This window comes from Pseudonocardia sp. CA-107938, assembly GCF_050936315.1.
GTDB lineage: Bacteria > Actinomycetota > Actinomycetes > Mycobacteriales > Pseudonocardiaceae > Pseudonocardia.
The window spans coordinates 1,500,569-1,523,655 of record NZ_JBNJNA010000001.1; the positions used below are offsets into that span (position 1 = coordinate 1,500,569).

The following is a 23,087-nucleotide window of genomic DNA, read 5'->3' on the forward strand; positions in this document are numbered from 1 at the left end:
CTCTCGGGATCAGGGGACGAGGATGGCGCGGCCGCGGACCCGGCCGTTGTCCAGGTCGTTCAGTGCGTCGAGGGCGGCATCGAGGGGGTACTGGCGGGTGTGCAGGGTGACCTTTCCGGCCTGGGCGAGGACCATGAGCTCGGTCAGGTCGGCGTAGGTGCCGACGATGTTGCCGATGACGTTCTTCTCGCCGCCGACGAAATCGAGCGTCGGCGCCTTGAACTCGCCGCCGTAGCCGAGGACGTAGTGCGATCCGGCCGGGGCGGTCATCTGCCAGGCGTCGAGCTCGGCGCCCTGCTCGGCGACGAAGTCGAACACCACGTCACCGCCGCGCCCGGCGGTGAGGTCCTTGACGGCGTCGACGTGGGTGCCGTCGGCGAGCACGGTCTCGTCGGCGCCGATCTGCTTGGCCAGCGCCAGCGCGTCCGGGTTGCGGTCGACGACGACGATGCGGGTGCCCGTGATGGCGGCCAGCGCCTGGATCGCGATGTGGCCGAGGCCGCCCGCGCCCTGCACGACCGCGGTGGTGCCGGGGAAGAGGTCGGGCACCGCCTTGCGCACGGCGTGGTAGGCGGTGATGCCGGCGTCGGCGAGGGCGGCGACGTCGGCCGGGTTGGTGCTGGGGTCGAGCTTGATGCAGGCCCGCGCGGTGGTGCGCAGGTACTCGGCCATGCCGCCGTCGTTGTTGGACAGGCCGGGGAAGAACGCCGCCTCGCACTGCATGTCGCGCCCCCGCCGGCAGGCGAGGCACAGGCCGCACGACGGCTGCGGGTGCAGGATCACGGTGTCGCCGACGGCGACGTTGGTGACGCCGTCGCCGACCGCGTGCACCCAGCCGGCGTTCTCGTGGCCGATGACGTAGGGCAGGTCGGGGTTCATCGCCTCCGACCAGTCGCCGTTGATGATGTGCAGGTCGGTGCGGCAGACGCCGGCGCCACCGATCTTGACGATCACGTCGAGCGGGCCCTGCAGGGTGGGCTCCGGGATGTCGTCGATCTTCGGTTCGGCGTGGTAGGCGTGCACGCGGACGGCTCTCACCGGCTACCTCCAGGAAGACGTGGTACCGGTCTCGATTGCAGTGCGAGCTGCACCACGCAACAACGGCACCTTCTCCACCAGATGAGAAAACGGACCAATCGGACCCACTTGTTACCGACGAGTAGGATGCCCGTCATGACAGCGGACACGAGCTGGGTCGGCCCCGCCATGCAGCAGACGGTGCCCTGGGTGAAGACCGTCGGCATCACGTTCGGCGAGACCACGGCGCAGCGCTGCGTCGCCCACCTGCCCGACAACCCCGAGCTGCACAACCACGTCGGCGGCCCGCACGCGGCGATGATCTTCGGGCTCGGCGAGACGGCGTCCGGGGCGGTCGGGCTCGCCGCCTTCGGTGCCACGATGGAGCGGGCGACGCCGCTCGTCGTCTCCTCCGAGATCCGGTACACCCGCCTCGCGAAGGGCCCGCTGACGGCCGTCGCGGAGCTGACTCGCCCGGCCGCCGAGGTACTGGCTGAGCTCGACGCCGGTCAGCGGCCCGAGTTCGCCGTCGACGTGACCATCACCGACGCCGAGGACCGCGAGACCACCCGGATGACGGTGCTCTGGACATTGCGCCCCAACCGCTAGGTTCGCCGTGTGTACGTGGTGATCGCCGGAGGGCACGGGAAGATCGCGCTGCTGCTGACCAGGCAGCTCGCGACGCGGGGCGACCGGGTGGTCGGGTTGGTGCGCAACCCCGACCACGTCGCGGACGTGGAGGAACAGGGCGGCGTCGCGGTCGTGGCCGACCTCGAGTCCGTCTCGGCGACGGAGCTCGCCGAGCACCTGCGCCCGGCCGACGCGGTGGTGTTCGCCGCCGGCGCCGGACCGGGCAGCGGCGCGGCGCGCAAGGACACCGTCGACCGCGCCGCTGCCGAGCTGCTCGCCGAGGCCGCCCGGATCGCCGGCGTGCGCCGCTACCTGCTCGTCTCCTCGCCCGGCGTCGACTCGACGCCCACCGGCGGCGACGAGGTGTGGGCGGCCTACCTGCGCGCCAAGAAGGCGGCCGAGGTCGCGATCACCGCGACCGACCTCGACTGGACGATCCTGCGGCCCGGCCCGCTGACCGACGACCCACCGACCGGGCGGGTCACCCTCGTCCCGCCGCCGCTCGACCTCGGGCCCGTCACCCGCGCCGACACGGCGGCCACCCTCGTCGCGCTGCTCGACGACCCGAGCACCGTCGGCCGGACCCTGGAGCTGCGCGCGGGCGATACCCCCGTCGACGAGGCCACGAAGGCGATCGCATGAGCGAGTACGACGTCATCGTCATCGGTGCCGGCCCCGTCGGGGAGAACGCCGCCGACTACGCGCACCGCGGCGGGCTGTCCGTGGCGCTCGTCGAGGCCGAGCTGGTGGGCGGCGAGTGCTCCTACTGGGCGTGCATCCCGTCGAAGGCGCTGCTGCGCACCGGGCACGCGGCCGCGGCGCTGCGCCGGCTGCCGGGCACCACCGCCGAGTTCGACCCGGCCGCGGTGTTCGCCCGGCGCGACTGGTTCACCGGGCGCGGATCCGCGGACCAGGACGGCGGCCAGGTGAAGTGGGCCGAGGACGCCGGCATCACGGTCGTCCGCGGGCACGCCCGGCTCACCGGGGAGAAGTCCGTCGCCGTCGACGGCGGCCCGACGCTCACCGCCCGGCACGCCGTCGTCCTCGCGACGGGCAGCGTGCCGGTGCGCCCGCCGATCCCCGGCATCGACGGCGTCGAGGTCTGGGGTTCGCGCGAGGCCACCTCCGCGACGGCCGCCCCGGCGCGGCTGGGAGTGCTCGGCGGCGGTGTGGTCGGCTGCGAGATGGCGCAGGCGTTCCAGCGGCTCGGGTCGCAGGTCACGCTGGTCAACCGCGGGGAACGGCTGCTCGCCTCGACCGAGCCGTTCGCCGGGGATCGGGTGGCCGCGGCCCTGCGTTCCGAGGGCGTCGACGTGCGACTCGACCAGGGCATCGACGCCGTCGAGAAGCAGGGCGACGCGATCGCGTTGACGATCGGCGACGAGACCGTCGTCGTCGACCGGTTGCTGGTCTCGACCGGCCGGCGTCCGGCGAGCGACGACCTCGGCGTCGAGACCGTCGGTCTGGAGCCGGGGAAGGCCGTCGTCACCGACGACTCGGGGCTGGTCACGGGCGTCGCCGGGCAGTGGCTCTACGCCACCGGCGACGTCACCGGTCGCGCGCCGCTCACCCACCAGGGCAAGTACGCGGCGCGCATCGCCGCTGCGGCCATCGTCGCCAGGGCCGCCGGGCAGCCGGTCGACACCGCGCCCTACGGCGAACACGCCGCCACCGCCGACCACGGCGCCGTACCGCAGGTGGTGTTCACCGACCCCGAGGTGGCGGCCGTCGGGCGCACCGAGGCGCAGGCCCGCGCCGCCGGGCTGGACGTCCGGGTCGTCGATCTCCCGATCGCCGTCGCCGGCTCGTCGCTGCACGCCGACGGCTACGACGGGGCCGCGCGCCTGGTCGTCGACACGCAGCGGGACGTCCTCGTCGGCGTCACGTTCGTGGGGCCGGACGTGGCCGAGCTGCTGCACGCGGCGACGATCGCCGTCGTGGGCGAGGTGCCGCTGTCGCGGCTGTGGCACGCCGTACCGGCGTTCCCGACGATCAGCGAGGTGTGGTTGCGCCTGCTGGAGGCCTACCGGGGTTAGGTCCCGCTCTGGGTGAGGGCCGCGGCCAGCCCGATCGTGACGGCCATGAGCACCGTCTCGTAGGCGGCCCAGCGCAGGACGGGCGTGCGGCCCGCCCGCAGCCGGGCGCGGGCCAGGCCGCCGAGCGCGCCGATGCCGGCGATCGCGACCACCTTCGCCACCACCAGCCAGCCGTACCCGGTGGTGACGAGCGCCGTCCACGATTCGATGCGCACCAGCGCGTTGATCGCGCCCGACACCGCCACCGCCGCCAGACACACGCCGGCGAGCGTCGAGAAGGGCGGCAGCGCGGCGTCGAGCAGCTCCCGGTGCGGCGCCACGAACGCGAGCAGCGCGATGAGCCCGCCGACCCACAGCGCGGCGCCGCCCGCGTGCACGGCGACGGAGACGATCGCGACCTCGTGGTCGGGCGCGCTGCCGGCGTGGCCGGTGACGGTCGGCGTCAGCACCCCCAGCAGCGCTGCGACCAGCGGTACCCGCACCTGCACCAGCGCCGGGTCCCGCAGCCGCGCCACGGCACAGCCCAGCACGACGGCCGCGCAGCCCAGCGCCAGCAGCATCCCGCGGCCGGCGCCCAGCCGGGTCGACCACGCCACCAACTCGCCGGCGTCGAGCTGCGCGGGGGAACGGGCGAACGCGTCGGCCGTCCGGAACACGATGCCGAGCACCACCGTCACCAGCCAGAGGGCCGACGCCACCAGCAGCACACGGTCGAGCCGGCGGCGGACCGCGGCGGCGGCCAGCTCGGCGCGGTACGAGCGACCCGTGGCCGCCGTCGGCACCAGGGCGGCGACGAGCCCGGCGCCGACGCACGCGATCCCGGCGACGTCCATCGCGGCACGGGTCACCGTGGTGCCAGCGAGCACCGGCAACGTCGTCGTGGCGAGCGCGCCGGCGAGCACGCTCGCCGCGAACGCCACCACGACCGGGGCGGCGACCACGGACACCAGCCAGCCGGAGCCCACCCTGCGGCGGAACCCGTCGGTGGTGTCCGCGGTCGCCATCGTCAGCTCCGTCCGAGGCGCAGCGCGAGGACCACCCCGAGACCGACGGCCACCACGGCGCCCACGATCCACGGCCACACCGGCGCGCCGCCGTCGCCGGCAGGTGCAGCCGCGACCGGGGCGGCCGCGGTCGTCGCCGCCGGTGCAGCGGCGCTCGTCGGCGCCACCGTCGGCGCGGCGGACGCCGCTCCCGGGCCCGGCGACGTCAGCGTGAACGAGACGCTCCCGCTGACCGGGTGCCCGTCGTCGGAGATGACGCGGTAGCCGATCTGGTAGACGCCGGCCGGGCCGAGGGGCTTGACGGCGATGCTGACCGAGTCACCGGAGACCTGGGTCTCCCCGTCCTGCCAAGCGGTGCCGCCCGGGCCGATCACGGTGATCGTGGCGAAGCCCTGCTGCATCTGCTCGTTGAACGTCAACGTCACCTTCGACGGCGGCGTGGCGAGGCTCGCCCCGTCCGCCGGGTCGCTGCTCTCCAGGCGGGAGTGCGCCGCGGCCGGACCGGCCACCAGCAGCATCACCAGCCCGCACACGACGGCCAGCACGCCGCCCTGCAGCAACCGCCTCACGATCCGCCGCCCTGCTTGCGCGCCCGCAACAGGGCGCCGCCACCGACGCCGAGGCCGAGCGCCCCCACGACCAGCCCGGCTCCGCCGAGCCAGCGCGCCGCCGCGTCACTGCTGGCGGCCGCGGCCTGCGGGGTGTCGCCGCCGCCGTGCCCACCGTGCCCGTCCCCGGAGGCCGGCAGCAGCTTCACCGTCGGGGCCGGGTGCTCCGGCTCGGAGCCGTCGGCCGGGGTCGGCTGGTCCCAGGCGACGACCTCGCCGTTGTCGTAGGTCTGCTTCGCCGGGAACGTCACCGAGTCGCGGTCCTTCGGCATCGGTCCGAGCGAGATCGGGAAGTCGATGAACTGCCCCGGCCCGATCCGCGTGCCCGGGGCGGCGGCGAACGTCACCAGCGTGACGGCCTCGGTGACGGTGCGCCCGTTGACCTGCGCCGGCGGGTTCACCGGGGACTTGGTCAACGTCGCCGTCCAGCCGGCGATCGGCGTGGTGCGCACCGAGGTGAAGGGGGTGTCGGACGGCAGCGTGACCTCGAGCTTCACGGTGCCGGCGGTGTCGGACTCGTTGGGGACGCGCATGGTGACGACGGCGTACCCGCCCTGCTGTGCCGTACCCGGCTGGGCGGTGACGTGCGCGAACGCCGGGCCCGCGGTGACGAGGACGGCCGTGGCGGCCACGGCGAGGACGGCGCCCGCGCGCAGCGCGAGACGTCGGGGTTGCTCGGACATGGTGGATCTCCGGTGATGGGGAACGGGTGTCTGCTGGATCAGCAGGTCACCGGAGGTCCACGGCGCACGAGGGGGCCGGCGAGCACGGCCGCGCGGACCCCGCCCGGCACCGGTGCGGCCACGACGGCCAGCCGCAGCGGGCGCACCACGGGAAGCGGCGAGAACCGTCGCGGCAGCACCCGTCGGAGCACGGCGAGCAGCGCCGAGACCGCGCCGTCCGCGCAGCGCAGCGCCGACGCCATGACGACGGTCACGGCGGCGTGCATGCCGAGCATCGCGGCCGTCCCGAACGCGGCGCTCCCGGAAGCGTGCGGCGGGTGCATCAGCACCATCGCCTGGTGCAGCATCACCTGGCCGGCGCCGAGCACGAGCGCCGCAGCCACGAAGCTGCGGCAGGCGGCCGCCGCCGACGTGAAACCCACCGCCAGCAGCGGCAACAGGACGGCGAGCAGCGTCAGGTCGCCGAGGGTGCCGCCACCGGCCAGGTGTCCGGCGGCGGTGAGCACAGCACTGAGCGTGGCCAGCGCGCCACCGCGCACCACGCTCCCGCTCCGCATGGGGACCGACGGTAGCCCGTCCCCGTGAACGGGCTGTGACTAGTGGGTACCCACCCCCAACTGGCCGAGCAGGGCCGCCTCGATCGTGTCCAGCTCCTGGCCGATCGCCCGGTAGGCCGCACGGCGGCGCTGGGCGGGCATCTGCTCGGCCGCGCGGACCGCGACGGACAGGTCCGTGATCCGCGGCCGGGTGCGCGACACGAACGCCGACCCGCCGTTCCCGGCGTTCTCGAGGCTGGTGAGGGTGTCGGCCAGCCGCGAGATGCGGGCGTGCAGCGCGCCACCGGGACCGGCGAAGGCGCCCAACTGGTCGGGCGCCACGCCGAGCCGGGCCGCCTTGCGGTTGTCCCACGCGGTGCGGGCCGAGCTCGCGGCCGCCAGCGCGTAGGGCGCCACCACCGGCAGGACCACCTTGCCGACGCCCAGCAGCCGCTTCACCCGCTTCGCCGTGATCGGCTCGCGACCGGGGCGCTCCGGCGCCGCCGCCTCGACGGCCGCGGCGATCGCGGTCTCCTCCTCACGGGCGGCCTTGCGCGTCGACCGGGAACGGGCCGCCTTCGCGGCCGCCTTCTCGGCCTTCCGCAGCGCCTTGTCCTGGGCCGTCGCGGCGGCCTTCGCCGCCTTGCGCTCGGCCCGGGTGCTGGTCTCCGTCATCGCGTTCCGATCCGCTCGACTGTCGGTGGTGGCCGCAGCGGCCTCCTTCGCCTCCCTGGCGGCCGCCTTCGCCGCGGCGACCGCGGCCAGCCGCTCCGCGCGGGACCCGGCTTTCTTGGCCGCGGCCCGCTCGGCGCGCCGGTCGGCCCTGGCCTGCTCGACGGCCGCCCTCGCCGCCGCCTTGGCGTCGACCGCGGCCTGGCGCTTCGCCGCGCGGCGGGCCTTGCGGGAGTTGGCCTGCTTGGCGGCCCGCCGTTCGGCCTTCTCCTGCGCTGCGGCGGCCTTGGCGTCGATCACGGCCTCGCGCTTCGCTGCCCGGCGGGCCTTGCGGGACGTCGCCTTCTTCGCGGCGCGCCGTTCGGCCTTCTCCTGCGCTGCGGCGAGCTTGGCGTCGGTCGCAGCCTGGCGCTTCGCGGCCCGGCGGGCCTTGCGGGAGTTGGCCCGCTCGGCGGTGCGGCGTTCGGCCTTCTCCTGAGCGGCTGCAGCCTCCGCCTCCGCCTTCTGCCGCGCGGCCTCGGCCCGGGCCTCCGCCTTCTCCTGGGCCGCGGCAGCCTTCGCGGCGGCGCGGCGGGCCTTCCGGGAGTTGGCGCGCTTCTCGGCGCGCCGCTCGGCCCGTGCCTGGTCGAGGGCTGCCTTGTGCTCGCGGACGGCCTGGGCGGCCTCCTCGCGGACGCGCGCGCGTTCGGCGTGGTGCTCCGCCCGCGCCTGCTCCGCGGCGGCCTTCGCCTCGGCGCGGACCTGCTCGGCAGCGGCACGGCGCTCGCGCACGGCCGCGGCCTTCGCGGCGTCGCGGGCAGCCTTCGCTTCGCGGGCGGCGTCCGCGGCGCGGGCGCGTTCGGCGGCGCGTTCCGCGTGTCGCTCCTGCGCGGCCTGCCGGGCGTCGGCCTTGGCCTGCTCCTTCGCTGCGGCCCTCGCCTCGGCTGCCGCCTGCTTCGCCTCGGCCTTCGCGTCGCGGGCAGCTTGCGCAGCAGCTTCCTTGGCGCGGGCGCGTTCGGCGCGGCGGTCCTGCGCGGCCTGGCGCGCGTCGGCCTTGGCCTGCGCCTTGACCGCGGCCTTGGCGGCGGCGCGGGCAGCCGCGGCCTCCTGGGCCGCCGCACGCGCGAGTTCCTTCGCCTCCGCCTTGGCGGTGCGGGCGGCGGCCTTCGCCGCGGCCCGGGTGCGGTGCGCGACCGTGCGGACCGCGGTTTCTGCCTCGTGCTCCACGGCCATGATCTTGGCGGCGGCCCGTTGCAGCTTCGCGGCGGCCCTCGCCTCCTTCGCCGCGGCACGGCGTCCCGCCCGGGACGGCCTCTCTGCCGAGCGCCTGAACAGGCCCATCGCCTCGACTCCTCTTCCAGCGCGACCGTGATGCTGGGTGAGCATAGGGAAGGTCGGGACGGCGAGCAGGCGCAAAGCTGTCGGACCCCTTGATTACCCTCGGGCGCGTGACGACCACCGACGCGCACCACGCCGCCCCGGCGGCCCCGCGTGCCCGCGAGGTCGTGCTCGACGCCGCTGCGCTCACCCGGTGCCGTCGGCGCATCCACCTCGATCACGACCCGGCGGCCGAAGGCGCGCCGCAGGCGCCGCCCGACCCCGTCGGCGAGCAGCGCCGGGCCGATGCCGCGGCGCACCGCGCCCGCATCGGCGAGCAGCTGGCCGGGCTGCCCGGTCGGGTGGTCGTGCCGCCCGGCTCGCACGTCGAACGGGTCGCCGCCACGGCTGCGGCCGTCGCCGCCGGCGCCGGTTACGTGTGGGGCGCGACGCTGCCCACCGCGGGCGGCCGCAGTGGGGGCGCCGAGCTGCTGGTCCGGCTGCCCGAAGGCGGCTACGTGCCCGTCATCGTGGTGCGGCACCGGATCAGCGACCCCGGCGAGGGCGCGCTCACGTCCGCGGTGCCGGAGCCGAGCCCGCTGGCCGCCGCCCCGGATCCTGCGCGCCGGGTCCGTTCCCAGCCGCGCGACCTCCTGCGCCTCGCCCACCTGCACGAGCAGCTGGCCGAGCAGGGCTGGGGGCCGCCACCGCAGCCCGGAGCCACGTTCGGCGGCGTCATCGGCATGGACGCCGACGTCGTCGTGTGGCACGACCTCGACGCGGGGCTGTGGCCGGTGCCGGGCGACGGGGTCCGGTCCACGCTCGCGGAGTACCGCGTCCGCTTCGCCGACCGGATCGCCGTCGCCGAGGCCGCGCGGTCGGGCGGTCCGGCGCTCGCGGAGCCGTCGCGGGTCATGGAGTGCCGGCGCTGCCCGTGGTGGCTGCGGTGCGAGGCGGAGCTGCTGGCCGTCGACGACGTGAGCCTGGTGGTGCGCGGCGAGATGGCCACGATGCTGCGCGCCATCGACGTCACCACCGTCGCCGCCCTGGCGGCGCTCGACCCGGGCCCGCCGGCGCCGATCCCGCTGCCGGATCCGGTGTTCGCCGACATCGTGGCGCTCGCCAGGGCGCGCCGCAGCGGGCTGTCCGTGGTGCGCCGGGTGCCGCGGGTGGTGGTGCCGCGCGCCGACGTCGAGGTCGACGTCGACATGGAGAGCTTCGGCGAGTCCGGGGCCTACATGTGGGGCACGCTGGTGTCGTACCCGGGCGGCGCCGTGGAGGGCGACGAGCCGCCCGGCTACCGGGCGTTCGCCACCTGGGAGCCGCTGCCCACGCTCGACGAGGCACGCTCGTTCGCCGAGTTCTGGCAGTGGTTCACCGCGGTGCGGGCGCGGGCCGCCGCCACCGGCCGCACGTTCGCCGCGTACTGCTACAACGAGCAGGCGGAGAACCGCTGGCTGCTCGACTCGGCGCGGCGGTTCGCCGGTCACCCCGGCATCCCATCGCTCGGTGAGGTGGAGGAGTTCATCGCCGATGCGTGCTGGATCGACCTCTACGCCGTCGTCGACGAGTGGTTCCTGTGCGCGCAGGGCAAAGGGCTCAAGCGCATCGCGCCGGCGGCCGGGTTCGCCTGGCACGACCCCGAGGCGGGCGGCGAGAACTCGATGCGCTGGTACCGGGCCGCCGTCGGGATCGACGACGAACCGCCCGATCCGGTGCAGCGCGAGCGCCTGCTCACCTACAACTCCGACGACGTCGCCGCCACGCACGCGCTGCGCACCTGGATGACATCGCCGCGGGTGGAGGAGGTCCCGCTGGCCGCCGACCTGTGACCGGGTGATGATCGAGGCCATGGCCCCACCCGCTATCGAGCGCCGCGGCGCGCACGGCGCCGCGTCCAGCACCCATCACCTCGCCACGGCCACCGCGATGACCGTCCTCGCGCGCGGCGGCAACGCGTTCGACGCCGTCGTGGCGGCCGGGTTCGTGCTGCAGGTCGTGGAGCCGCACATGTGCGGTCCGGGCGGCGAGGTACCGGCGGTGTTCGTCACGGCCGACGACCCGACACCGCGGGTGCTGTGCGGCCAGGGCGTGGTGCCGGCGGGCACGTCGATCACGCACCTGCGCGACGAGCTGGGGCTGGACCTGGTGCCGGGCACGGGGCTGCTGCCGGCGACCGTCCCCGGCGCGTGGGACGGCTGGCTGACGCTGCTGCGCGACCACGGCACCTGGTCGCTCGCCGACGTCCTGGAGCCGGCGATCGGGTACGCCGACGGCGGGTTCCCGCTGCTGCCGCAGACCCGCGCGGTGATCGACGTCGTGGAGGCGCACTTCCGGCGGCACTGGCCGGCGTCCGCGCAGACCTGGCTGCCGGCCGGCGAGGTGCACCGGCTGCCCGTGCTGGCGCAGACGTGGCGTCGCCTGCTCGCGGAGGCCGCCGCGGCCGGATCGGATCGCGTGGCGCAGATCGACGCGGCTCGGGCCGCCTGGTACCGCGGGTTCGTCGCGGAGGAGATCGACGCGTTCTGCCGCACCCCGGTCGTCGACGAGACCGGTCGCGGGCACGCCGGCCCGCTGACCGGCGACGACATGGCCGGCTGGAGTGCGACCTACGAGCAGGCGTTGGTGGTGGACGCCGGCGCCGGCTGGGCGGTGGCGAAGCCGGCGGCGTGGTCGCAGGGTCCGGTGCTCGGCCAGCTGGTGCAGCTGCTGCCCGACGCCCGCTACGTCGACGGCGTGGCGACGGCGGCCACGGTGCACGCGACCGCCGAAGCGGCGAAGCTCGCCTTCGCGGATCGCGAGGCCTGGTACGGCGACAGCGGTGATCCGGGCGTGCTGGCGGATCTGCTGTCCGCCGACTACGCGGCGGTTCGGCGCGGCCTGATCGGGGCGGACGCGTCGTGGGAGCTGCGGCCCGGTGCGCCGGGCGGGCGGGTCCCGCGGTTGCCGCTGCGCGCTGCGCCCGGTGGCGTGCGGGGCGACGGGGTGAGCTCGCTCGGCCTGGGCGAACCGACGGTGGCCGATTCCGGCCTGACCCGCGGCGACACGGTCCACGTCGACGTGGTCGACGCGGCCGGCAACATGGTCTCCGCGACCCCGTCGGGTGCGTGGCTGCAGTCCTCGCCCACGATCCCGGCGCTCGGCTTCTGCCTCGGCACGCGCGCGCAGATGACGTGGCTGGAGGAGGGGCTGCCGTCGTCGCTCGTGCCCGGTCGTCGTCCGCGCACCACGCTGTCGCCGAGCATGGGGCTGCGTGACGGCGAGCCCGTGCTGGCGTTCGGCACGCCCGGCGGCGACCAGCAGGACCAGCACCAGCTGTGCTTCTGGCTGGCGCACACCGTCGGCGGGCTGGACCTGCAGGCCGCGATCGACAGCCCCGCATGGCACAGCACCGCGTTCCCGTCGTCGTTCGCGCCGCGGGGCTGCGAGCTCGGCGGGCTGGTGGCCGAGTCGCGGCTCGGCCCGGCCGTCCTGGACGAGCTGCGCGGCCGCGGGCACGCCGTCACCGTGGCGGACGGCTGGTCGCTGGGGCGGATGTGCGCGGTCGGGCGCGGCGGCCCGTTCCTGCGCGCCGGGGGCGACCGGCGCAGCGGGTACGGCGGGGCAGCGGCGTTCTGAGCGCAGTTCTTACGACCGTGTGACGGCGGCCGACCGACCGGATTCCCGGCGTAACCTGGGCGCATGGGTCTGTTCGGACGTTCCTCGAAGATGGTCGCAGCCGACCAGGCGTTGCCGGGTCGGTCGACCCCGGTCGCGGTGCCGGCGGCGCACTACGTCAACGGCCACCCGCTGCAGCCGCCGTTCCCCGAGGGCCTGCAGACCGCCGTCTTCGCCATGGGCTGCTTCTGGGGCGCGGAGGAGCTGTTCTGGAAGCTCCGCGGCGTGTACACGACGGCGGTCGGGTACGCGGGCGGGTTCACCGAGAACCCCACCTACGAGGAGACCTGCACCGGCCGCACCGGCCACGCGGAGGCCGTCCTCGTCGTGTTCGACCCCGAGCAGGTGAGCTACCAGCAGCTCCTCGCCGCGTTCTGGGAGACGCACGACCCCACCCAGGGCATGCGCCAGGGTAACGACATCGGCAGCCAGTACCGCTCGGCGATCTACTGGACGTCGGAGGAGCAGCGCGAGCAGGCCGAGGCCAGCGCGAAGGTCTACGGCGACGTGCTCGCCGCCCGCGGCTTCGACCCGATCACCACGGAGATCGCCCCCCTCGGCCCGTTCTACTACGCCGAGGACTACCACCAGCAGTACCTGGCGAAGGTGCCCAACGGCTACCGCTGCCACGCGACGACCGGGGTTCCGTACCCGACGCCTTGACCAAGTCGTGTGGTCGTGCTGACCATCATGTCGCTGGCCCCGTCACCGTCGGGTTCCAGAGCGCTTCTCGAAGTCGCGCTCGACGGGGAGCATGAGATGCCACCCTGGACTTCGTCGCCCACACTGGTGAGTCGGGATGAATGGCCATTGGGCGTCACGCCACGTCCCATTTGACAGACGGCGCGAGTCAGCGTGTCTGAGCGAGGCGATCCGCCTCGGCAAGAAGGAGACTGCCGAAAGGCTGGAAGCCGATCCTCACGCTGCTCAGCCCACTGATCACGCGATGGACGGTTCCCCACTCCCAGATCGCGGTGGCGTCGATCCCGGTTCGCGCTGCGAGACGTTCGGTTCTCGCCCGTAGGTCGTCGCCGGCGGCGGGGGTGCAACGGACGATGGTTCCGAGGTCACACGCAGGTTCCGCCCTGAGGCCGTCGGGATCTATCAGCTTGAAGGTGCCATCTGCTGCCTGGAGTGCGTTCGCTTCATGAACGTCGCCGTGCACGAGGACCGCCGTTCGACGGTGATGAGCGCGCTCGCGGCGATCGGCGCATTCGACGGCGTCGCCGATCACCGCTGCCGAACATGGTCGGTCCAGATCCTCCCAGAGCTGCGGTATGAGGCGCTGCATCCGACGTGCGAAGTCGGCGCCGCTCGGCAGGTCGATGTCGTCGTCGATCGGGCGCCAGAACCGCGCAACGATGTCGCACAACGCGTCGTGTTGCGCGCGATGGTCCGAATCACGTCGTGCATCGCCGGCCCGAGCCTCTCGAGCAGGAGTGCGTCTCGGGTGAGGTCGCGGCGGATCAGGCGTGCGCAGCTCTTCCCCGCAGCGAGATCGAGCGCGGTCGCTTCGAAGCCGAGTTGGCGTCGATGTCCGGGAACCCCGACCTTGAGAACTGACGGCGTCCCGTCGGCGAGCGTGGCTTCGACGACCAAGGCAGCCTGTCCGCCGCGCATCGTTGCGCCGATCGTCAGCGACCAGTCCTGGGCCAAGGAGTCCAGGACCGACGGTAGACCGTCGAGCCATGCCGCGTGCCCGTCAGCAAGTGCCCTGCTTCGGACATCATCGGGAACGTCGACGGTCATCCGAGTCGTTGTACCGCAAGACTCGGACGCGCGCTGCGATTTACACCATCACCGAGAAGTTCAGAACATGCCGGACAAACCGTCGTCGCGAATGTCAGAACGCCAACCTCAACAGTGCTGGATTTCCACCGGCAGTACCTGGCGCGCAATAGGAACGGGTACCGCTGTCACTCGACCACGGATGTGCTGTACCCGACGTCCTGATCGAACGGCCTCGGTGCCGTCGGCCTATGTTCCACGGGTGAACTGGTCGTTGGCTCATGTCGCGGTCGAGCAGGAAGACCTGGTGCGTCTGCGCGGTCTCCTGGATGCTGGCGAGGATGTCGAGGGTGACGGCGGGGATGGTTGGACTCTGCTGCGCCACGCCGTCGATGTCGAGGTCGACAGTCATCACCAGTCCGGTGATCCTCTCGGTGTGAGCACGACCGCGTTCCTCCTCGCTCGCGGGGCAGACCCACTTCGACGCCATGGCGGTGTCTCCGTGTTGGAGGAGGCCGAGAGCAGGGGTCACTGGTTGGCTGCTGAGGTCATGCGGGCGTGGGTCGGCCGAGGCCGCAGTCTCGACACTGATGGCTCGTCAGGGTCGGCTGCGGGGTAGCGACGAGCTGAGTCAGCGGGCCGTGCCGTTGTCCGCCGAACCCGGTAGTGCGTGACGCCGTGCCCGACGGATAGGCCATGGAACTGGTCGTGCTCTCCGCGCCGCCCGGCAGCCCCGCCGAGGACGGGCTGCGCCTGCTGGCCGGCCTCGGCGCGGACCGCGACCCGACGATCCCGGTAGAGGCTGAGGCGCAACGACCAACCCGCTGATCCTCGAGGAAGGGCTCGAGCCGGCGGGTCGCGCAGGTTCCGGGCTGCACGTGCGCGTGTGGCCGACGGATAGCCTCCGGCCATGAGCGGAGGAGCCGGGCGCACGGTGCCCACCCAGGACGACGTGCTGGCCTACTTCGACATCCTGTCGAACTGGGGCCGGTGGAGTGCCGACGACGAGCGCGGCACGCTGAACCACATCACCGACGACGTGCGGGTGGCGGCGGCGCGGGCGGTGCGCCACGGCCGGAGCGTGTCGTGCGCGTGGGAGATCTCCGTGCCCGGGGAGATGGAGCGCGCGACGACCTCGTGCCCGTGCGCAGCGGACATGCCGGATGCGGAGAACATGCCGCCCGTGTTCCACGCCGACCGCCGCTGGGGCTTCTCGAACGAGCGGCTCGGCATCATGTTCCACAACAACACGGTCACCCACGTCGACTCGCCGTGCCACGTCTTCTGGGACGGGCGGACGTACAACGGGCGTTCGCACGAGCTGGTCGACGCCGAGACGGGGTCGGGGTGGGCGGCGATCACCGCGGCGGCGGACGGGATCGTCACGCGGGGTGTCCTGCTCGACGTCGCGCAGGTCCGCGACGTGCCGTGGCTGGAGCCGGGTGATGGCGTGTTCCCGGAGGACCTGGAGGAGGCCGAGCGGCGCCAGGGCGTGCGCGTGCGCTCCGGCGACGCGGTGCTCCTGCGCACGGGCGGCGGCCGGGTCCGGCACGCGGGCGGAGCGGCCGGTGGCCTCACGCAGGCCGGCTGGCACGCGTCGTGCCTGCCGTGGCTGCACGAACGGGAGGTCGCGCTGATCGGCGCCGACACCCCGCAGGACGTCCAGCCGTCGGGGTTCGCCGACATCCTGATGCCGGTGCACGTGGTCAGCCTCGTCGCGATGGGCCTGTGGATGCTCGACAACTGCGACCTGGAGGCCTGCGCGGCGACGGCCGCCGAGCTCGGTCAGTGGGACTTCCAGCTCGCGGTGGCACCGGTCCGCTTCGCCGGCACGTCCGGCAGTCCGGTCAACCCGATCGCGACGTTCTGACCAACCGCGTGGTCCGCTCGGACGGTCACCGGTTGGTCATCGGCGCACCCGATCGGACGACACGCCCGCGGGTGTGAACACCGGGGGCGGTTGACCGGGAGTGACGCGACCAGGAGACGATGGGGCCTATGCGCCTTTCGAATGGACGCTCCCTGCGGATCGTCGCGTTGACAGCCGCAGCCGCTGCCGGGCTCGCCGCTTGTGGTGGAGGAGGAGCGCCGGGGACTCCGCTGCCGGCCGGCAACCAGCCCCCGGTCACGGCGGAGGCGTCAGCGTCCGACCTGGTGCAGGCGAAGCTGGCCGTCCCCGCCGGGATGACGGAGGGCGCGTTCGAGGCGGAGCGCACCGTCCTCATCCCGAAGGGCTGGTCGATGGCGGTGTTCGCGCGCACGCCGAGCGCCCGGCTGGCGGTGTGGACCCCCGACGGGAAGATGCTCGTCTCGCGCCCGAAGGAGGGGCACGTCGACGTGCTCACCCCGAACGGGTCGGGACCCGCGGACAGCGCGACCCTGCTCAAAGGCCTGAACCAACCGCACGGCCTCGCGTTCGACGGCGCCACCCTCTACGTCGCCGAGAGCTCGCGGATCAACGCCTACGACTACGCCGACGGCCGCGCGACCAACCGGCGCACCGTCGTCGACGGTCTGCCCGACGAGAAGAGCGCCGACCTGCACGGTCAGTACGCGCACGCGCTGAAGAGCGTCGCCGTCGGCCCGGACCACGCGATCTACTACTCGATCGGGTCGACGGGCAACATCTCCGAGGAGGACCGCTCGGCCAGCCCGGAGAGGGCGGCGATCTTCCGCGTCCCGCCCGGCGGCGGGGCGCCCGAGGTGTTCGCGCGCGGCGTGCGCAACGGCACCGGGCTGGCCGTGGCGCCGGACGGCACCGTGTGGACGGCGGTCAACCACCGCGACAACATCCAGTTCCCGTACGACACGCCGTTCGGTGAGGAGCAGGGGTCGCAGCGCGGCAAGGTCCTCGACGCCTACGTGGCCGACCACCCGGCCGAGCAGCTGGCGAAGCTCACCCCGGGCCGTGACCTGGGCTGGCCGTACTGCAACTCCGACCAGGACGTGCAGCCCGGCGTGGCCGGCACCGCGTACGACTACTCCGAGCCGAAGTACGTGAAGGACCAGGAGCTCAACCCCGACGGGAGCAAGCTGGACTGCAGCAAGCTGGCCCCGGTCGAGCAGAGCATGGGCGCGCACTCGGCGCCGCTCGGCCTGAACTTCGCCACGCTGCCCGCCCCGTACGGCGCCGGCGCGCTGGTCGGCGTCCACGGCTCGTGGAACCGGCAGCCGCCGCGGGCGCCCGAGGTGTCGTTCTTCAAGTACGAGAACGGGAAGATGTCGGGCCAGAAGACGCTGGTCGGGGGTTTCCAGGGGCCGGACGGCAAGCGCTGGGGCCGGCCCGTGTCGGCCACGGTGGGCCCGGACGGCGCCATCTACATCACCGACGACTCGGCGCCGGCCGTGTACCGGCTCGCCCCGCCCGGAAAGTGACCGCACACCTACTGGAACGGCTTGCTGTAATGCCGTTCCAGTACGGCGATCCAGTCTCGGAGGATCGATGACCGGCCGGACGGCCGTCCGCACCGCGCGCGCCGAGCGAGCCGCGGCCACGCGGGCCCGGATCGTGGCGGCCGCCGGCCCGCTCTTCGTCGAGCGCGGTTACCTCGACACCACGATGGCCGTGCTCGCCGGCGCGGCCGGGGTCGCCGTCCAGACGCTCTACCTGTCCTTCGGCAGCAAGGCCGCGGTTCTGGAGGCCGTGTGGGCCGCGACGGGTGACGACCAGCCGACCGGGTGGCGCGAGCTGCTCGTCGACGCCCCGGACGGGCCGACGGCGCTGGCCCGGCACGTGGCCGCCACCGCGGCCGTGCTGGAACGGCGGCACCCGATCGCGTCCGTGCTCGCCGGCGCGGCCGCCGATCCCGAACCGGCGGCGCTGCTGGACGCCGCCCGCGCGGCTGCCGGGGAGTGGCACGCCGCTGCCGTCGACGAGCTGGCCGAGCGGCCCGGGTTCACCTACGAGATCACCGTGCAGCGGGCCACCGAGATCGTCGGCGCGCTGCTGTCGCAGGAGGCGTACGGCCTGCTCGTCGGGCAGCACGGCTGGGCCACTGCGGACTGGACGGCGTGGACCACCCGGCACCTGACCGCCGACCTCTTTCCAGCGTAGGAACTGTCGGTGCCCCGTGGGACAGTTCCCACGTGGAACTGTCCGTGGCCGTACTGGACGCGCCGGCGCCGATCGGCGCGCTCACCGTCGGCGTCACCGACGAGGGGTTGGCGCTGGTCGCGTTCGGCGCCGAGCCGGAACGCGGGCGCCGCGCGGCCGAGCGGCTCGACCTCCGGCTCGTCGAGGACGAGCCAGGGCAGGGGCGCAGTGCGGCGGCCGTGGCCCAGCTCGCCGAGTACCTGGCCGGCGGGCGCCGCGCGTTCGACGTCCCGATCGACTGGCGGCTCACCCACGCCGGCGCGCAACGGCGCGTGCTGCAGGCGCTGCACGGCACCGTGCCGTTCGGGGCGGTCGTCACCTACGGCGAGCTGGCCGTGCGCGGCAGGCTCGACAGCCCGCGCGGCGTCGGCACGATCATGGGGTCCAACCCGATCCCGGTCGTGGTGCCGTGCCACCGCGTCCTCGCCGCCGACGGGCTGGGCGGGTTCGGCGGCGGGCTGGCCACCAAGGAGTGGCTGCTGGCGCTGGAGGGGGTGCTCACGCCGACGCTGGACTTCGGCTTGTGACACGCCGTGACGACAGCGCCGTCGAGCAGCGTGGCGACGGGGCCGGATTGTGGGAAACTGGGACCTACGACGGGTGTCGGCCCCGTCGGGACGGCGGGAGAGATGCGCGCGAAGACGGTCATCGGCGTCGACTCGCGGGAGTGGTCGGTGCGGCGCAACATCGAGTGGTCGCTGCCGGCCACGGGCGACGACTTCGAGCACGACGTCGACGGCGGCCGCGGCGCCGCGGTCATGGTCCTCTCGGCGCTGTTCGTGTTCTGGCTGATCGTGGTCATCTGGTATCCGCGCGAGGTCCACGTCCCGTGGTTCATCTGGATCGTCGCGGTCGCGGTGCTGCTGTTCTTCCCGATCCGCTGGTGGCTGCGGCGCCCGTGGACGATCGTCGCGGAGACCGAGGGCAGCTACGACCTGCCGGCCGAGCGGTGGACGGGGCTGGTGCGCGGCGGCAGCCGGGCGGCCGAGGAGCTGCGGATCGTCGTGCGCAGGTTGCGCACCCAGGGCACCCCGGGGCACGCCGACAGCCCCCTGCAGCCGATCAGCTGATGCCCGAGCTGCCCGAGGTCGCCGCGCTCGCGGAGTACCTGCGCGAGCACGCCCTGTACCGGCCGGTCGCGCGGGTCGACGTGGCGTCGATGAGCGCGGTGAAGACCTTCGATCCGCCGGTCCAGCAGCTGGTCGGCCGGGTGGTCACGGGGGCGGCGCGGTACGGGAAGTTCCTGTCCGTCGAGTTCCAGGACCGCCCGGACGACGGTCTGCACCTGATCACGCACCTCTCGCGGGCGGGCTGGTTGCGCTGGCACGACTCCGCGTCCACCACCCCGCCCAAGCCCGGCCGCGGCCCTCTCGAGCTGCGGGTGCACCTCGACGAGGTGGGTGGGCCGGGGTTCGACCTCACCGAGGCCGGCACGCAGAAGCGGCTGGCCGTCTACCTGGTGCGCGATCCGCAGGACGTGCCCGGAATCGCCCGGCTCGGCCCGGACGCGCTGGAGATCACCCGCGACGAGTTCGCCCAGCTCCTCGCCGGCCGGTCGGAGCGGTTGAAGACGCTGCTCACCGAGCAGTCGGTGCTGGCCGGCGTCGGCAACGCCTACAGCGACGAGATCCTGCACACCGCGAAGCTGTCGCCGTACGCCACGGCCGGCCGGCTCACCGAGGAGCAGACCGACGCGCTGTACGCGGCGCTGCGGTCGGTCCTCACCGACGCCGTCGAGCGGTCGGTGGGCACGAAGGCCGCCGAGCTGAAGGGCGAGAAGCGCTCCGGCCTGCGCGTGCACGCCCGCACCGGGCTGCCGTGCCCGGTGTGCGGCGAGACCGTGCGGGAGGTCTCCTTCGCCAACAAGTCGTTCCAGTACTGTCCCGGCTGCCAGACCGGGGGCAAGCCGCTTGCCGACCGGCGGCTGTCGCGGCTGGTCAGGTAGCGGGGGAGCAGGTGATGGATCCGACGATGTTCACCTCGCCGGAGACGGCCCTGCCGGTCGTCCTGCTGGGCCTGTTCGTGCTCGGCACCGCGGTGCTCGTGATCCGCAACCGCCGCAACAAGTTCGCGACGCCGCTGGAGAAGGCCACGTTCGGCACGCTGCACACGGTGGCGCTGGCCGCGCCGGCCCTGCGCGACGGGCTGTCGCCGCAGTCGGCGGCGTTCGCGCTGCCCTACCTGCGCACCCTGCTCGACACGTGCGCGTTGACGATGACCGACAAGAACGGCAACTCGCTGGCCTGGGACGGCGAGGCCGACCAGCACAAGCCGGACGTGCAGTCGCTGGCCGACATGGTCATCTCCACCGGCCGCCAGCAGGTGCTCTCGCACGGCAACCTGCGCTGCGACCACCCGAACTGCGAGGTCCGCGGCATCTTCGTGGTGCCGCTGGAGTCCGACGGCAAGATCGTCGGCACGCTGGGTGCGCTCACCACGTCGACGGCGGGACCGGTGCTGATGCGGGCCACCGCCGAGGTGGGCCGGTACGTGTCGAGCCAGCTGGAGCTGGCCGAGCTGGACGAGTCGCGGGCGCGGCTCAACCGGGCGGAGGTCCGCGCGCTGCGGGCGCAGATCTCTCCGCACTTCGTCTACAACGCGCTCACCACGATCGCCTCGTTCATCCGCACCGACCCGGGCCGGGCGCGCGAGCTGCTGATCGAGTTCGCCGACTTCACCCGCTACTCGTTCCGCAGCGCCGGGGAGTACACGACGCTGTCGGAGGAGCTCAACAACATCGACCGGTACATCCGGCTGGAGAAGGCCCGCTTCGGCGACCGGCTCAACATCAAGCTCCAGGTGGCGCCGGAGGTCCTGTCGGTGGTGCTGCCGTTCCTCGCGCTGCAGCCGCTGGTGGAGAACGCGGTGCGGCACGGCCTGGCCAACAAGCCCAACGGCGGCACGATCACGATCACCGCGGAGAACGCGGGCGCCGAGTGCGTGATCATCGTGGAGGACGACGGGATCGGCATGGATCCCGCGCGCCTGCACGACGACCTCGAGGACGCCCACCAGTCCGGCGCGCACGTCGGCCTCGGCAACGTCGACGACCGCATGCGTTCCACGTTCGGCGACGACTTCGGCCTGGTCGTGGACACGGCGGTGGGTGCCGGCATGAAGATCACGCTGCGGATCCCCAAGTACCGGGCCGGCGTCCGCGTGTAGCGGACGCACACGTTCGGTCACGTGCGTCGGCCCCCGAACCCGCGCGCGAGCGGTTAGTTTGGGGTCATGGACGCGTTGCGCCTGCCTGATGCGCTGACCCAGCGGCTGCCCGGACGGACCGGCAAGCCGGTCGTCTCGATGGTGCGGCTGCACGGGGTCATCGCGGCGATGTCGGGTCCGCTGCCGCGGTCGGTGATCAACGCGCAGGCCGTCGAGAAGACCCTCGAACGGGCGTTCGCGCCGGAGAAGCTGTCCGCTGTGGCGCTGCTGATCAACTCGCCGGGTGGGTCGCCGACGCAGTCCGCGCTCGTCGCCGACCGGATCCGGCAGCTCGCCGACGACAAGGGCGTGCCGGTGCTCGCCTTCTGCGAGGACGTCGCGGCGTCGGGCGGGTACTGGCTCGCGTGCGCCGCCGACGAGATCTACGCCCATCCGACGTCGATCGTCGGCTCGATCGGCGTGATCAGCTCGGGCTTCGGCCTGGACGGCCTGATCGAGCGCTTCGGCGTGTCGCGCCGGCTGTACACGGCCGGCGTGTCGAAGTCGCGGCTCGACCCGTTCCTGCCCGAGAAGCCGGAGGACGTCGACTGGCTGCGCGGGCTGCAGGACCAGCTGCACGAGATGTTCCGCGACTGGGTGATCACCCGACGGGGCGACCGGTTGACCACGGACACCGACCTGTTCACCGGCGAGGTGTGGACCGGGGCGAACGCTGTCCCGCTCGGACTCACCGACGGGGTGGGCACCGCGCGCGCGGTGCTCACGGAGCGCTACCCCGACGCCGACCTGGTCCCGGTCGATCACCGCAAGCCGTTGCTGGCCCGACTCGGCCTCGGCGCGTCCCCCGCGGCGATGCGCGACACGCGGGCGGACCTGCTGCTGGGCCTTGCGCAGGCGGTGGAGGTCCGGGCTGCATGGGCACGGTACGGTTTGTAGCGGACCGTGATCGAGTGAATCCGAATGGTGTGTGAGTCTGGCACTCACACGGATTGACCGTCACCATGGTCGCGGCGGCGGATCAGGTGGTGATCGTGCGGGACCGTTCCCGGGCGAGCATCGCGACGCAGGATGAGGAGATCGTGGACAGCAACGACAGTTCCGGCGGCCTGGTCGTCCTGGCAGTGGACGACGAGGAACCGGCTCTCGAAGAACTGGCCTACCTGCTCAGCGAAGACCCCAGGGTCGGGATCGTGCTCAAGGCGTCCAACGCCACGGACGCGCTGCGGGTGCTCAACGGGCGCCAGGGCGTCCGGGAGGCAGCCACCGCCGGGCAGGCGGCGAGCCGGGCCATGGCGAACCCGATGACCGGGGTCCGGGTGGCCGATCGATCCGACATCCAGGTCGTCTTCCTCGACATCCGCATGCCCGGCCTCGACGGCCTGGAGCTGGCCAGGGTGTTCTCCTCGATGGCCGTGCCGCCCGACGTCGTGTTCGTCACGGCGCACGACGACCGGGCCGTCGACGCGTACGAGGTCGGCGCGGCGGACTACCTGCTCAAGCCACTGCGCGCCGAGCGGCTCGGGGCGGCGATCACCCGCATCCTCGACCGGCAGAAGGCCGCGGCCGCTGAGCCCGCCCGCGAGGAGGGCAACGAGGACGAGGTCATCCCCGTCGAGCTCGCCGGCACGACGAAGCTCGTGCCGCGCTCTGCGGTGCGCTACGTGGAGGCGCAGGGCGACTACGCGCGCCTGCACACCCACGAGGGCAGCCACCTCGTCCGCATCCCGCTCTCGGTGCTCGAGGACCGCTGGCGCGACGCCGGCTTCGTCCGCATCCACCGCTCGTTCCTGGTCGCGCTGCCGCTGGTCACCGAGCTGCGGCTGTCCGGGTCCGGTTACGTCGTGCGCGTCGGCAACGGCCCGGACTGCGCCGAGCTGCCGGTGAGCCGCCGCCACACCCGCGAGCTGAAGGACCGGCTCGTCCGCGCGACGAAGCAGGCGTGGAGCCAGCGTTGAGACCCCT

At 73.6% G+C, this 23,087-nt stretch carries 24 protein-coding genes; 16 read left to right on the forward strand and 8 right to left on the reverse strand.

The features are described from left to right. Positions 1-9: 9 nt before the first annotated feature. On the reverse strand, positions 10-1,038 hold the full coding sequence (locus ACQEVB_RS07510; protein ID WP_432966805.1) for an NAD(P)-dependent alcohol dehydrogenase: 1,029 nt from the start codon (positions 1,036-1,038) through the stop codon (positions 10-12). 135 nt (positions 1,039-1,173) lie between these two features. On the opposite strand from ACQEVB_RS07510, the gene ACQEVB_RS07515 reads away from it, so the two are divergent. Genes ACQEVB_RS07515 through ACQEVB_RS07525 form a run of 3 tightly spaced genes read left to right on the forward strand, consistent with a single transcriptional unit; the run spans position 1,174 to position 3,683 of the window. Beyond that, on the forward strand, positions 1,174-1,626 hold the full coding sequence (locus ACQEVB_RS07515) for a DUF4442 domain-containing protein (RefSeq protein ID WP_432966807.1): 453 nt from the start codon (positions 1,174-1,176) through the stop codon (positions 1,624-1,626). A 9-nt stretch (positions 1,627-1,635) separates the two neighbouring features. Further along, the gene (locus ACQEVB_RS07520) at positions 1,636-2,289 is read left to right on the forward strand and encodes an NAD(P)-binding oxidoreductase (protein ID WP_432966809.1); all 654 of its coding nucleotides are present in this window, start codon (positions 1,636-1,638) and stop codon (positions 2,287-2,289) included. Beyond that, the gene (locus tag ACQEVB_RS07525; protein ID WP_432966811.1) at positions 2,286-3,683 is read left to right on the forward strand and encodes a dihydrolipoyl dehydrogenase family protein; all 1,398 of its coding nucleotides are present in this window, start codon (positions 2,286-2,288) and stop codon (positions 3,681-3,683) included. Before ACQEVB_RS07520 ends, ACQEVB_RS07525 begins: the two co-directional genes overlap by 4 nt. Here the strand turns inward: ACQEVB_RS07525 and ACQEVB_RS07530 are convergent. Genes ACQEVB_RS07530 through ACQEVB_RS07550 form a run of 5 tightly spaced genes read right to left on the reverse strand, consistent with a single transcriptional unit; the run spans position 3,680 to position 8,506 of the window. Then, the gene (locus ACQEVB_RS07530) at positions 3,680-4,687 is read right to left on the reverse strand and encodes a copper resistance D family protein (RefSeq protein WP_432966813.1); all 1,008 of its coding nucleotides are present in this window, start codon (positions 4,685-4,687) and stop codon (positions 3,680-3,682) included. The two genes, ACQEVB_RS07525 and ACQEVB_RS07530, sit on opposite strands and share 4 nt — an antisense overlap. A 2-nt stretch (positions 4,688-4,689) precedes the next feature. Next, entirely contained in the window at positions 4,690-5,256 is a 567-nt protein-coding gene (locus ACQEVB_RS07535; protein WP_432966815.1) for a copper resistance CopC family protein, read from the reverse strand. Then, positions 5,253-5,978, reverse strand: a complete 726-nt coding sequence (locus tag ACQEVB_RS07540; RefSeq protein WP_432966817.1) for a YcnI family copper-binding membrane protein — start codon at positions 5,976-5,978, stop codon at positions 5,253-5,255. The genes ACQEVB_RS07535 and ACQEVB_RS07540 overlap by 4 nt, the downstream gene beginning before the upstream one ends. Before the next feature lie 38 nt (positions 5,979-6,016). After that, positions 6,017-6,535: a hypothetical protein gene (locus ACQEVB_RS07545; protein ID WP_432966818.1), complete on the reverse strand. Its 519-nt coding sequence runs from the start codon at positions 6,533-6,535 to the stop codon at positions 6,017-6,019. Between the two features lie 39 nt (positions 6,536-6,574). Continuing rightward, positions 6,575-8,506: a DUF6474 family protein gene (locus tag ACQEVB_RS07550; protein ID WP_432966820.1), complete on the reverse strand. Its 1,932-nt coding sequence runs from the start codon at positions 8,504-8,506 to the stop codon at positions 6,575-6,577. Positions 8,507-8,613: 107 nt separating this feature from the next. On the opposite strand from ACQEVB_RS07550, the gene ACQEVB_RS07555 reads away from it, so the two are divergent. From ACQEVB_RS07555 to msrA, 3 genes are all read left to right on the forward strand, one after another. Further along, on the forward strand, positions 8,614-10,314 hold the full coding sequence (locus tag ACQEVB_RS07555; protein WP_432966822.1) for a TM0106 family RecB-like putative nuclease: 1,701 nt from the start codon (positions 8,614-8,616) through the stop codon (positions 10,312-10,314). Between the two features lie 19 nt (positions 10,315-10,333). Continuing rightward, the gene (locus ACQEVB_RS07560) at positions 10,334-12,100 is read left to right on the forward strand and encodes a gamma-glutamyltransferase family protein (RefSeq protein WP_432966824.1); all 1,767 of its coding nucleotides are present in this window, start codon (positions 10,334-10,336) and stop codon (positions 12,098-12,100) included. Between the two features lie 63 nt (positions 12,101-12,163). Next, on the forward strand, positions 12,164-12,802 hold the full coding sequence (gene msrA / locus ACQEVB_RS07565; protein WP_432966826.1) for a peptide-methionine (S)-S-oxide reductase MsrA: 639 nt from the start codon (positions 12,164-12,166) through the stop codon (positions 12,800-12,802). A gap of 187 nt (positions 12,803-12,989) precedes the next feature. Here the strand turns inward: msrA and ACQEVB_RS07570 are convergent, their stop codons facing one another. Beyond that, on the reverse strand, positions 12,990-13,829 hold the full coding sequence (locus ACQEVB_RS07570) for an aminoglycoside phosphotransferase family protein (RefSeq protein WP_432966828.1): 840 nt from the start codon (positions 13,827-13,829) through the stop codon (positions 12,990-12,992). Positions 13,830-13,982: 153 nt separating this feature from the next. Beyond that, positions 13,983-14,357, reverse strand: coding sequence for a hypothetical protein (locus ACQEVB_RS07575; RefSeq protein WP_432966830.1), 375 nt, complete (start codon positions 14,355-14,357; stop codon positions 13,983-13,985). Positions 14,358-14,563: 206 nt separating this feature from the next. Here ACQEVB_RS07575 and ACQEVB_RS07580 point away from each other — a divergent pair, with 206 nt between their 5' ends. The 10 genes from ACQEVB_RS07580 (at position 14,564) to ACQEVB_RS07625 (ending at position 23,080) form a co-directional block, all read left to right on the forward strand. Then, entirely contained in the window at positions 14,564-14,695 is a 132-nt protein-coding gene (locus ACQEVB_RS07580; protein ID WP_432966832.1) for a hypothetical protein, read from the forward strand. Between the two features lie 82 nt (positions 14,696-14,777). Continuing rightward, on the forward strand, positions 14,778-15,737 hold the full coding sequence (locus tag ACQEVB_RS07585) for a cyclase family protein (protein ID WP_432966834.1): 960 nt from the start codon (positions 14,778-14,780) through the stop codon (positions 15,735-15,737). Between the two features lie 128 nt (positions 15,738-15,865). Then, the gene (locus tag ACQEVB_RS07590) at positions 15,866-17,242 is read left to right on the forward strand and encodes a PQQ-dependent sugar dehydrogenase (protein ID WP_432966836.1); all 1,377 of its coding nucleotides are present in this window, start codon (positions 15,866-15,868) and stop codon (positions 17,240-17,242) included. A 67-nt stretch (positions 17,243-17,309) separates the two neighbouring features. Continuing rightward, positions 17,310-17,921: a TetR family transcriptional regulator gene (locus ACQEVB_RS07595; RefSeq protein ID WP_432966838.1), complete on the forward strand. Its 612-nt coding sequence runs from the start codon at positions 17,310-17,312 to the stop codon at positions 17,919-17,921. Between the two features lie 32 nt (positions 17,922-17,953). Then, positions 17,954-18,487 carry a methylated-DNA--[protein]-cysteine S-methyltransferase gene (locus ACQEVB_RS07600; RefSeq protein ID WP_432966840.1) on the forward strand — a complete coding sequence of 178 codons (534 nt, stop codon included), beginning with the start codon at positions 17,954-17,956 and terminating at the stop codon, positions 18,485-18,487. A 102-nt stretch (positions 18,488-18,589) separates the two neighbouring features. Further along, positions 18,590-19,030 carry a hypothetical protein gene (locus ACQEVB_RS07605; protein ID WP_432966842.1) on the forward strand — a complete coding sequence of 147 codons (441 nt, stop codon included), beginning with the start codon at positions 18,590-18,592 and terminating at the stop codon, positions 19,028-19,030. Continuing rightward, complete coding sequence (locus ACQEVB_RS07610; protein WP_432966844.1) at positions 19,030-19,905, forward strand: Fpg/Nei family DNA glycosylase; 876 nt, start codon at positions 19,030-19,032, stop codon at positions 19,903-19,905. The genes ACQEVB_RS07605 and ACQEVB_RS07610 overlap by 1 nt, the downstream gene beginning before the upstream one ends. Before the next feature lie 14 nt (positions 19,906-19,919). After that, entirely contained in the window at positions 19,920-21,125 is a 1,206-nt protein-coding gene (locus ACQEVB_RS07615; RefSeq protein ID WP_432966845.1) for a sensor histidine kinase, read from the forward strand. A gap of 75 nt (positions 21,126-21,200) precedes the next feature. After that, the gene (locus ACQEVB_RS07620; protein ID WP_432980206.1) at positions 21,201-22,061 is read left to right on the forward strand and encodes a S49 family peptidase; all 861 of its coding nucleotides are present in this window, start codon (positions 21,201-21,203) and stop codon (positions 22,059-22,061) included. Positions 22,062-22,204: 143 nt separating this feature from the next. Beyond that, on the forward strand, positions 22,205-23,080 hold the full coding sequence (locus ACQEVB_RS07625; protein WP_432980209.1) for a LytR/AlgR family response regulator transcription factor: 876 nt from the start codon (positions 22,205-22,207) through the stop codon (positions 23,078-23,080). Positions 23,081-23,087: the final 7 nt, after the last annotated feature.

Excerpts from the sequence above, each read along its gene's own strand:
- ACQEVB_RS07605 (WP_432966842.1), top strand. The coding sequence starts at position 18,590 with ATGCGCGCGAAGACGGTCATCGGCGTCGACTCGCGGGAGTGGTCGGTG.
- ACQEVB_RS07580 (WP_432966832.1), top strand. The coding sequence starts at position 14,564 with ATGGAACTGGTCGTGCTCTCCGCGCCGCCCGGCAGCCCCGCCGAGGAC.
- ACQEVB_RS07610 (WP_432966844.1), top strand. The coding sequence starts at position 19,030 with ATGCCCGAGCTGCCCGAGGTCGCCGCGCTCGCGGAGTACCTGCGCGAG.
- ACQEVB_RS07595 (WP_432966838.1), top strand. The coding sequence starts at position 17,310 with ATGACCGGCCGGACGGCCGTCCGCACCGCGCGCGCCGAGCGAGCCGCG.
- ACQEVB_RS07515 (WP_432966807.1), top strand. The coding sequence starts at position 1,174 with ATGACAGCGGACACGAGCTGGGTCGGCCCCGCCATGCAGCAGACGGTG.
- ACQEVB_RS07570 (WP_432966828.1), bottom strand. The coding sequence starts at position 13,829 with ATGGCTCGACGGTCTACCGTCGGTCCTGGACTCCTTGGCCCAGGACTG.
- ACQEVB_RS07545 (WP_432966818.1), bottom strand. The coding sequence starts at position 6,535 with ATGCGGAGCGGGAGCGTGGTGCGCGGTGGCGCGCTGGCCACGCTCAGT.
- ACQEVB_RS07560 (WP_432966824.1), top strand. The coding sequence starts at position 10,334 with ATGGCCCCACCCGCTATCGAGCGCCGCGGCGCGCACGGCGCCGCGTCC.
- ACQEVB_RS07575 (WP_432966830.1), bottom strand. The coding sequence starts at position 14,357 with ATGGCGTCGAAGTGGGTCTGCCCCGCGAGCGAGGAGGAACGCGGTCGT.
- ACQEVB_RS07615 (WP_432966845.1), top strand. The coding sequence starts at position 19,920 with ATGGATCCGACGATGTTCACCTCGCCGGAGACGGCCCTGCCGGTCGTC.
- ACQEVB_RS07585 (WP_432966834.1), top strand. The coding sequence starts at position 14,778 with ATGAGCGGAGGAGCCGGGCGCACGGTGCCCACCCAGGACGACGTGCTG.
- ACQEVB_RS07530 (WP_432966813.1), bottom strand. The coding sequence starts at position 4,687 with ATGGCGACCGCGGACACCACCGACGGGTTCCGCCGCAGGGTGGGCTCC.
- ACQEVB_RS07590 (WP_432966836.1), top strand. The coding sequence starts at position 15,866 with ATGCGCCTTTCGAATGGACGCTCCCTGCGGATCGTCGCGTTGACAGCC.
- ACQEVB_RS07550 (WP_432966820.1), bottom strand. The coding sequence starts at position 8,506 with ATGGGCCTGTTCAGGCGCTCGGCAGAGAGGCCGTCCCGGGCGGGACGC.
- ACQEVB_RS07525 (WP_432966811.1), top strand. The coding sequence starts at position 2,286 with ATGAGCGAGTACGACGTCATCGTCATCGGTGCCGGCCCCGTCGGGGAG.
- ACQEVB_RS07540 (WP_432966817.1), bottom strand. The coding sequence starts at position 5,978 with ATGTCCGAGCAACCCCGACGTCTCGCGCTGCGCGCGGGCGCCGTCCTC.
- msrA (WP_432966826.1), top strand. The coding sequence starts at position 12,164 with ATGGGTCTGTTCGGACGTTCCTCGAAGATGGTCGCAGCCGACCAGGCG.